The organism is Paracoccus sp. (in: a-proteobacteria) (genome assembly GCF_030536915.1).
GTDB lineage: Bacteria > Pseudomonadota > Alphaproteobacteria > Rhodobacterales > Rhodobacteraceae > Paracoccus.
On the sequence record NZ_JAUNPC010000114.1, the window covers coordinates 1 to 7212 of the forward strand.

General features: G+C 67.5%; 6 protein-coding genes and 1 pseudogene. 6 read left to right on the top strand and 1 reads right to left on the bottom strand.

Features of this window, described 5'->3' with window-relative positions; translation table 11 throughout:
- The 6 genes from Q4F04_RS13970 to Q4F04_RS13995 all read left to right on the top strand — a co-directional run.
- The coding region (locus Q4F04_RS13970; protein ID WP_303370416.1) for a sensor histidine kinase at positions 1 to 780 on the top strand (780 nt) is incomplete at its 5' end.
- Positions 777 to 2126, top strand: a complete 1350-nt coding sequence (locus tag Q4F04_RS13975; protein WP_303370417.1) for a sigma-54 dependent transcriptional regulator — start codon at positions 777 to 779, stop codon at positions 2124 to 2126. The genes Q4F04_RS13970 and Q4F04_RS13975, both read left to right, overlap by 4 nt.
- A gap of 197 nt (positions 2127 to 2323) precedes the next feature.
- Entirely contained in the window at positions 2324 to 3298 is a 975-nt protein-coding gene (locus Q4F04_RS13980) for a tripartite tricarboxylate transporter substrate-binding protein (RefSeq protein ID WP_303370418.1), read from the top strand.
- Between the two features lie 90 nt (positions 3299 to 3388).
- Positions 3389 to 3850: a tripartite tricarboxylate transporter TctB family protein gene (locus tag Q4F04_RS13985; RefSeq protein WP_303370419.1), complete on the top strand. Its 462-nt coding sequence runs from the start codon at positions 3389 to 3391 to the stop codon at positions 3848 to 3850.
- Positions 3851 to 3860: 10 nt separating this feature from the next.
- Entirely contained in the window at positions 3861 to 5369 is a 1509-nt protein-coding gene (locus Q4F04_RS13990; protein WP_303370420.1) for a tripartite tricarboxylate transporter permease, read from the top strand.
- 72 nt (positions 5370 to 5441) lie between these two features.
- Positions 5442 to 6410, top strand: coding sequence for a tripartite tricarboxylate transporter substrate binding protein (locus Q4F04_RS13995; protein WP_303370421.1), 969 nt, complete (start codon positions 5442 to 5444; stop codon positions 6408 to 6410).
- Between the two features lie 210 nt (positions 6411 to 6620).
- On the opposite strand, the pseudogene Q4F04_RS14000 reads toward Q4F04_RS13995, so the two are convergent.
- Positions 6621 to 7212, bottom strand: a pseudogene (locus Q4F04_RS14000) (alanine--glyoxylate aminotransferase family protein); the annotation flags it as partial.

The following is a 7212-nucleotide window of genomic DNA, read 5'->3' on the forward strand; positions in this document are numbered from 1 at the left end:
GACCTCGCCCGCCTGAACGGCCAGCTTGAGCAGGAGGTCGCCGAGCGCCGCGCCACCGAGGCGGAACTGCGCGCCGCGCAGGCCAGCCTGGTTCAGGTCGGCAAGCTGGCGGCGCTGGGGCAGATGTCGGCATCCCTGTCGCACGAGATCAACCAGCCGCTGGCCGCCACCCGCAACTATGCCGACAGCGCGGGCATCCTGATCGAGCGGGGCGAATACGATGCCGCGCGCGAGAACATCGGCGCGATCCTGTCGCTGGTGGACCGGATGGCCGCCATCGGCAGGCACCTGCGCGACGCTGCCCGCAAGCCCGACGACCGGCTGGTTGCCGTGGACCTGGCCGCGCTGCTGCCTGAGACGCGCACCATCGTGGCGCAACGCCTTGCCAGCAGCCACGCCACGCTGGAGATCGACCTGCCGCCCGGCCTGCCGCCGCTGAAGGCGGGACCGACACGATTGCAGCAGGTGCTGGTCAACCTCATCACCAATGCCGCCGACGCAGCCGAAGGGACGGATGACCGCCGCATCACCCTGTCGGCGCTGGCCGAGGGCGAGTGGGTCGCCATCGGCCTGCGCGACCGTGGCCCCGGCGTGCCCGAGACGATTGCCGAGCGCATCTTCGACCCCTTCTTCACCACCAAGGGCATGGGCGCGGGACTGGGGCTGGGCCTTTCCATCTCGGCCAATATCGTGCGCGACTTCGGCGGCACGATCTCGGTCCGCAACGCGGGTCCGGGGGCCGAGTTCTGCGTCCGCCTGCCCGCCGCGGGGGCCGCATGACGGGCGGCCGGGTGCTTTTGATCGACGACGACGACCAGATGCGCGGGTCCACCGCGCAGGCCCTCGGGCTGGCGGGCTTCAAGGTCGAGGCGCTGACCGGCGGGACCGAGGCGCTGGCGCTGGCCGCGCCCGGCTTCAACGGCGCGATCGTCAGCGACATCCGGATGCCGGGCATGGACGGGATGACCCTGCTGGGCCGGGTCCACGAGATCGACCCCGAGATCCCGGTGATCCTGTTCACCGGCCATGCCGAGGTGCCGCTGGCGGTCGAGGCGATCCGCAACGGCGCCTATGACTTCATCGAAAAGCCCTTCGTGGTGCAGGAACTGGCCAATGTCATCCGCCGCGCCATCGACCACCGCGCGCTGGTGCTGGAAAACCGCCGGTTGCGCGCGGTCGCGGGCAAGCGCGACGACATCGAGGCGCGGCTGCCCGGCCGGACCCAGGTCATGGTGGACCTGCGCTACCGGATGCGCGCCATCGGCGCCTCGGACGCCGACGCCCTCATCATCGGCCCGACCGGCGTCGGGAAAGAGGTGGTGGCGCGGACGCTGCACGACATTTCCTTGCGTGCGGAACGGCCCTTCATCGCGATCAACTGCGCCGCCCTGCCCGCCGCCCTGATCGAAAGCGAGCTGTTCGGCCACGAGGCCGGCGCCTTCCCCGGCGCGCTGCGCCCGCGCTACGGCAAGTTCGAACACGCCCGCGGCGGCACGGTCCTGCTGGACGAAATCGGGTCCATGCCGCTGGACCTGCAGGCCAAGCTGGTGCGGGTGCTGCAGGAACGGATCATCACCCGGCTGGGGTCGAACGACCCGGTGGCCCTGGACGTGCGCTTCATCGCCACCAGCAAGGCAGACCTCGCCGCCCCTGTTCAGCGGGGCGAGTTCCGCGAGGACCTGTTCTGGCGGCTGAACGTCGCCGTCCTGCATGTCCCGCCGCTGTCGGCCCGGCGCGAGGACATCCCGCTGCTGTTCCTGCAACTGTTGCGAGAGTCCGCTGCCCGCCACAACCTGCCCGAACGCGAGGTGCCCGCCGCTTTCCTGTCCGACCTTGCCGCCCGCGAATGGCCGGGGAACGTGCGCGAGTTGCGCAATCTCGCCGAGCGGATGGTGCTTGGGCTCGAAGACCCGCTCAGCGCCGGGGCCGAGGGCGCGCGCCTGCCGGAACGCGTGGCCGAGTTCGAGCGCAGCCTGATCGCGGGCGCCATCGCCGCCCATGGTGGCCGGCTGCGGGCGGTCTATGAAACGCTGGGGATCTCGCGCAAGACGCTTTACGAGAAGATGCAGAAATACGGCCTCGACCGCCGCCTGATCGTCGAAGCCGGAGAAGACGACGGCAGTTGATGCCTTGAATGTGTGGATTTCCACACATCCAGTTTCAGCCTTGTCACTGTTTCCACCCATTGGATTGTAGGGCAGGTCCGAAAGTGACGGAAACGGATGACGAGGCGCTTTGAACAAGGCCGATCCTCACGCAAACGTTCCGCGATCGGCGCATTCGAGGAGCTTGCGTCGTCACGATCCGATACCGGGAGGAAAAAATGCCTGTCTCCAAGCTTCTGGGCGCGGTCTGCGCCGTCACGATCATGGCCGCTCCGGCTTTCGCGCAGGACTATCCGGCGCGACAGATCACCATGGTCATCCCCTTCTCGGCCGGTGGTCCGACCGACTCGGTCGGGCGGCTGCTGGCTGAACGCATGTCGGCCGATCTGGGCCAGCAGATCATCGTGGAAAACGTGACCGGCGCGGGCGGGACCCTCGGCGCGAACCGCGTGGCCACCTCCGACCCCGACGGCTACACGATGCTGCTGCACCACATGGGACTTGCCACCGCCGAGACGCTGTACCGCAGCCTGCCCTATGAAACGCTGGAAGCCTTTGAATATGTCGGCCAGGTCCTTGATGTGCCGATGATGATCACGGCCCGCAGCGATTTCGAGCCGAACGACATGGCCGGCTTCATCGACTACGTCAAGGCGAATGCCGAAACGCTGACGTTGGCCAACGCCGGCATCGGCGCGGTCAGCCAGCTTTGCGGGATGATGCTGATGCACTCGCTCGACGCGCAACTGACCACGGTTCCCTACAAGGGCACCGGCCCGGCGATGACCGACCTTCTGGGCGGACAGGTGGACATGCTCTGCGACCAGACCACCAACACCACCCAGCAGGTGCAGAGCGGCACCATCAAGGCCTATGCCGTGACCACGGGCGAGCGGCTGGAGCTGTTCCCCGACCTGCCCACCGCCGTCGAAAGCGGCCTGCCCGACATGGAGCTTGCCGTCTGGCACGGCATGTACACGCCCAAGGGCACGCCCGCCGAGATCAACCAGCGCCTGTCCGAATCGCTGCAGAAGGCCTTGGCCAACGAAGGCGTGATCAAGGCTCTGGCCGATCTGGGCGCCGCCCCGGTTCCGGCCGAAGAGGCGACCCCCGAGGCGCTCAAGGCCCATGTCGAGGCCGAGGTGGCGCGCTGGAAGCCGATCATCGAGGCCGCGGGCGTCTACGCCGACTGATCCGGCATCCGTCACCCCATTCCTGAATCCCGCGCTCGCCGCCCCCGTGAAAGGGCGGCGAGTCCTTGCAAGAGACCGGAGGGAAACCACGTGTCCACGAAACCAAGAGACGACACCGACGTGATTGCGGGGCTCGGCCTGATGGCCGTGGCCGCCTTCTTCGGATGGCAGACGCTCGGTCTTGAGATCGGCACCTCGCTGCGGATGGGGCCGGGCTACTTCCCGATGATCCTGTCGGGCCTGATGTTCCTGCTGGGACTGGTGATCTTCCTGCAGTCCTTTGGCCGCGAGGGCCAGCCGATGGGCCCGGTCGCCTGGCGCGGCATCTTCTTCATCCTGCCGGCGCCGATCTTCTTCGGCCTGACGGTGCGGGGACTGGGCTTCGTGCCCGCGCTGTTCATCACCACGCTGATCGCCTCGCAGGCCTCGGTCAAGATGCGCCCGCTCTACGCGCTGGTGCTGGCGGTGCTGGTGACGGTGATCTCGACGTTGATCTTCAGCTATGGCCTGGGGCTGCCCTTCCGGCGCTTCGGTCCCTGGCTCCAGTTCTGAGGGGCGGGCAATGGATCTTCTTTCCAACCTCGCCATGGGCTTCTCGGTCGCCTCGTCGCTGGCGAACCTGCTCTTCTGCCTCATCGGCGTCATCCTCGGCACGCTGATCGGCGTGCTGCCCGGCATCGGCGCCACGGCGACCATCGCCATGCTGCTGCCGATCACCTTCCAGCTTGAACCCGTCAGCTCGCTCATCATGCTGGCCGGGATCTACTACGGCGCGCAATACGGCGGCTCGACCACCGCCATCCTGATCAACATGCCAGGCGAAAGCTCGTCCGCCGTCACCGCCATCGACGGCTACCAGATGGCCCGCAAGGGCCGGGCGGGCACGGCGCTGGCGACCGCCGCGATCGGGTCGTTCTTCGCCGGATCGGTCGCGACCTTCCTTGTCGCGCTGTTTGCCCCGCCGCTGACCGCCGTCGCGCTCAAGTTCGGGGCGGCCGAGTATTTCAGCCTGATGGTGCTGGGCTTGGTGATGTCGGTGGCGCTGGCGCATGGCTCGATCATCAAGGCGCTGGCCATCGTGATCCTGGGGCTGCTGCTGGGCATCGTGGGCACCGACATCTACACCGGCACGCCCCGCTTCACGATGGGGATCACCCAGTATGCGGACGGGCTGAACTTCGTCGCCGTCGCCATCGGCGTCTTCGGTTTCGCCGAGATCCTGCGCAACCTCGAGAACGAGCATGATCGCGAGGTGATGACCCGCAACATCAACCGGCTGTTCCCGAACCGGCAGGAGTTCCGCGAGATGGCGGGTCCCGTCCTCCGTGGCACCGGCATCGGCTCGGTCCTGGGCATCCTGCCGGGCGGCGGCGCGATCCTCGCGTCTTTCGCCTCCTACACGGTGGAAAAGAAGCTGTCGAAGACCCCGCAGGAATTCGGCAAGGGGGCGCTCGCCGGCGTCGCCGGTCCTGAAAGCGCCAACAACGCGGGCGCGCAGACCTCGTTCATCCCGCTCCTGACGCTGGGCATCCCCGCGAACCCGGTGATGGCGCTGATGATCGGCGCGATGATCATCCAGGGCATCGTCCCCGGTCCCAGCGTCGTCACCGACCAGCCGCAGCTTTTCTGGGGCATCATCGCGTCCATGTGGATCGGCAACCTGATGCTGGTCGTGCTGAACCTGCCGCTGATCGGACTGTGGGTGAAGCTCCTGACCGTGCCCTACTATGTGCTGTTCCCGATCATCATGGCGATGTCGGCGATCGGGGTCTATTCGGTGAACTCGAACACCTTCGACCTGTATGCCGTCGCCTTCTTCGGGCTTTTGGGCTACATCATGTCCAAGCTGCGCTTCGAGCCCGCGCCGCTGCTGCTGGGCTTCGTCCTCGGCCCGCTGCTGGAAGAAAACCTGCGCCGCGCCATGATCCTGTCGCGGGGCGATCCGATGACCTTCATCGAGCGGCCGATCAGCGCGGGCCTGCTGGTCGTCTCGCTGATCGTGCTGGTGCTGGTCTTCCTGCCCCAGATCCGCCAACGGCGCGACGAGGTCTTCACCGAAAGCGAAGACTGACCGGAAAGGCCGGGGCCGCCTTGCGCCCCGGCCTTTCGCCCACCCATAACAAACTCTGAACAGGAGGTTCCAATGACCCTGACCCTGACCCGCCGCGTCCTCATGGGCACGGCGCTTGCCTTCGGCCTCGCCGGCGCAGCCGCGGCGCAGGACTTTCCCACCCGCTCGATCGAGCTGGTGATCCCCTTTGCCGCCGGCGGCTCGACCGACGTGGTGGGCCGCATCGTCGCCGACCGGATGAGCCAGGAACTGGGCCAGCAGATCATCGTGCAGAACGTCGGCGGCGCGGGCGGCAGCCTGGGCGCCGCGCAGGTCGCCAAGGCGGACCCGGATGGCTACACGATCCTTATGGGCACAGTCGCGACCCACGCGCTGAATCCGCTGATCCTCAAGCGCAAGCCTTATGACGCGGTCGAGGATTTCGCCCCCGTGTCGCTGCTGGTGCTGGTGCCGAACGTGCTGGCGGTGAACCCCGCCCTGCCGGTCAACACGGTGCAGGAACTGATCGACCTCGCCAAGGCCGAGCCGCTGGCCTATGCCTCGTCAGGCAACGGCACGCCGCTGCACCTGTCGGGCGAGCTGTTCAAGTCGATGGCGGATCTGGACATCACCCATATCCCCTATCAGGGGTCCGGCCCCGCGCTGACGGACGTGCTGGGCAACCAGGTGCCGGTGATCTTCGACAACCTGCCCTCGGCTTCCAGCCATATCAACAGCGGCAAGCTCAAGGCGCTGGGCGTGACCACGGCGGAACGCGCGCCCTCCTTCCCCGATGTCCCCGCCATCGCGGAAACGCTGCCGGGCTATGAGACATACAGCTGGAACGCCCTTTTCGCCCCCGCCGGCACCCCGCCCGAGGTGGTCGAGGTTCTAGCCGACGCGGCAAAGGCCGCCATGGCCGATCCTGCCGTCGCCGACCGCATGGCCGAGTTCTCGGCCGAGATCGTGGCATCCGGCCCCGAGGAACTGGGCGAGCACGTCAAGGCCGAGATGGCCAAGTGGGAACCGGTGGTGACCGAGGCCGAAGTCAGCCTCGACTGACCGCTGCGGCAGAAGCGCCCGGTCCGCGCGAACCGGGCGCTTCTGCCATAGCCAGACAAGAAAACGCCCGGCCTCACGACCGGATGTTCTTCACAGCAGAGGCCGTGCAACGTTCGGCCTCCCACGTTCTTCTTCGCAAAAATATCCCGGGGGAGTCGCCCGGAGGGCGACGGGGGCAGCGCCCCCAGCCGCCTCGACGAAGCCGTGCCCTTATCCCGCCAGCACCTCGTCCAGCACCTTCGTCAGCCGCGCCACCGTGCCGTCCACGTCCTTCAGCTTGTCCAGCCCGAACAGCCCCAGCCGGAAGGTCGAGAACTCCGGTCCCTCGCCGACCTGCAGCGGCACCCCTGCCGCGATCTGCATGCCCTTCTCGGCGAACCTCCTGCCGCTGCGGATGTCGGGATCGTCGGTATAGCTGACAACGACCCCCGGCGCCGCAAAGCCCTTGGCCGCGACCGAGCGGATGCCCCGTTCCGCCAGCACCGCGCGGACCTTGCGGCCCAAGTCCCATTGGGCTTCGCGGGCGGCCTCGAAGCCCATCTCGCGGGTTTCCACCATGGCGTCGCGCAACAGGACCAGCGCATCGGTCGGCATGGTCGCGTGGTAGGCATGGCCGCCGTCCTCATAGGCCTTCATGATCGCGCGCCATTTCTTCAAGTCCAGCGCGAAACTGTCGCTGGTCGTCGCCTCCAGCCGTTCCAGCCCCCGCGCCGAGAACATGACCAGTCCGGCGGCGGGCGAGGCGCTCCACCCTTTCTGCGGGGCCGAGATCAGCACGTCCACGCCAAGCGCCTTCATGTCC

Excerpts from the sequence above, each read along its gene's own strand:
- Q4F04_RS13990 (WP_303370420.1), top strand. The coding sequence starts at position 3,861 with ATGGATCTTCTTTCCAACCTCGCCATGGGCTTCTCGGTCGCCTCGTCG.
- Q4F04_RS13995 (WP_303370421.1), top strand. The coding sequence starts at position 5,442 with ATGACCCTGACCCTGACCCGCCGCGTCCTCATGGGCACGGCGCTTGCC.
- Q4F04_RS13975 (WP_303370417.1), top strand. The coding sequence starts at position 777 with ATGACGGGCGGCCGGGTGCTTTTGATCGACGACGACGACCAGATGCGC.
- Q4F04_RS13980 (WP_303370418.1), top strand. The coding sequence starts at position 2,324 with ATGCCTGTCTCCAAGCTTCTGGGCGCGGTCTGCGCCGTCACGATCATG.